This is a genomic window from Streptomyces sp. T028 (assembly GCF_048159505.1).
Classification (GTDB): Bacteria; Actinomycetota; Actinomycetes; order Streptomycetales; family Streptomycetaceae; genus Streptomyces.
Genome location: NZ_JBLRVZ010000133.1, coordinates 1 through 1,672, shown reverse-complemented (window position 1 = coordinate 1,672; position 1,672 = coordinate 1). Strand labels below are relative to the sequence as shown.

The 1,672-nt window shown below is 70.7% G+C and carries 1 protein-coding gene and 1 pseudogene; both read left to right on the top strand.

Going from position 1 to position 1,672, the window contains the following annotated elements; genetic code table 11:
• Nucleotides 1-331: pseudogene (locus tag ACLZN2_RS50900) on the top strand (hypothetical protein); the annotation flags it as partial.
• A 403-nt stretch (nucleotides 332-734) separates the two neighbouring features.
• A partial coding sequence (locus ACLZN2_RS50895; RefSeq protein ID WP_416987087.1) for a type IV secretory system conjugative DNA transfer family protein occupies nucleotides 735-1,672 on the top strand: 938 nt, incomplete at its 3' end.

The following is a 1,672-nucleotide window of genomic DNA, read 5'->3' as shown; positions in this document are numbered from 1 at the left end:
CTCCCTGCCCGCCCGCGCGGTGCAGAACCGCTGGGTGTGGCAACTGGGCACCCTGCGCGACGCGCTCGACCGGCTCGACGCCCTGCATGACGAGTGGCACCAGGCCCTCGACGGCCTGCCCGCCGACGCCCGTCCTGGGACCGAGGTCTTCGACGACGCGCTCGCCATCCACTATGCCGAGGCGTGGAGCTCGCTCGACGACTGGGCCACCCATGGACACGTCATCCGTGACATTCACGCTGCCGCCCGCCACGCACCCTCGGCCCTGGTCCCGGGGCCGACCACGACCGCGGCCTCCGTTGCTGGCCGGCACAGCCCGGCGCAAAGGTGACGGTGTCCGGCGCCGTTGGCGTCACACACGTCGCCCCGCGCCGAATTCGTCACCTGGGGTCTGCGCCAAGACGAGGACATCACGGGCGGGTAGGCACGCTGCCGGATCCCTGGAAAGGCCGACGCCGTGACCGTGCTGCTCTGGCCGACACCCGGCCCCTGCCGCGCACTCCCGACTCCATCACTCGACGCGACGCCATCACAGGCCACAACGTCACCGCCGGCCCGGCTGCCCGCGAGCCCAACAGCCCGAATCCGGTAGCCGCCTCGCCCCTCGACCCCCGCATCACAGGAACCGCACCCTGTCCAACAACTCCGCCAACAGCACCGACGGCTACGACATCGTCCTCCGGCTCCTCCTGGCAGTCCTCGCCGTCTTCGTCCCCCTCTCCCACCTCGCCTGGATGTCCGGCAACATCACCGCCTACCTCACCGGGGGTACCTGGGCTCCCTACCAGCCGACCGCCGCCCTGCTCCACCCCGACCAGCTCTGGCCCAAGACCGGAGAAACGTCCCTGCTCATCGGGGCCCGCATCGTCCCGATCCTCGTCCTCCTTGCGCTCGGTGCCACGGCCGGTGTCCTGTGGGCCCGGCACAAGAACCGCAGCGGCGGCCGAAGGAAGATAACCGGGATGGCCAAGCCGCGGGACATCGAGCCGCTCATGGCCAAAGCGATCACCGCCAAGGCCCGCTCCCTGCGCCCAAGTCTCAAGAACACCAAGCACGTTGAAGCCCGGGACACGGGCATCCTCCTCGGTAACCTTCAGGGGACCCGTCATGAGGTGCGCATGGGGTACGAGGACGTCGCAGTCGCCATCATGGCGCCGCGCTCCGGCAAGACCACCAGCCTCGCCATCCCCTCCATCCTCAACGCCCCCGGCCCGGTGCTCCTGACCTCCAACAAGGCCGCAGGCGACGCCTTCACCGCCACATGCGACGCCCGCGCGAGCGTAGGGCGGGCGTGGGCCATGGACCCACAGCAGATCGCGCACGCGGCGCGCGAGATGTGGTGGAACCCCCTCGCCGACGCAAGGACCCTCGACGGCGCGGGCAGGCTGGCCGGGCACTTCCTCGCCGCTTCGGTGGACGCCTCCCAGCAGGGCGACTTCTGGTCCAAGGCCGGCAGCAACATCCTGTCGCAGCTGTTCCTTGCCGCCGCGGTCGACGACCGCCCGATCACGGACGTCATGCAGTGGCTGGCGTTCCCGGCTGACCGCACTCCGCTGGACATCCTCCGGGACCACGGCTTCACCGCGGTCGCCGCGCAGCTCAAGGGCACCGTGGAAGGCCCGCCGGAGACGAGGGACGGCATCTACGAGACGGCCCGCCAGTACGCCGCCGC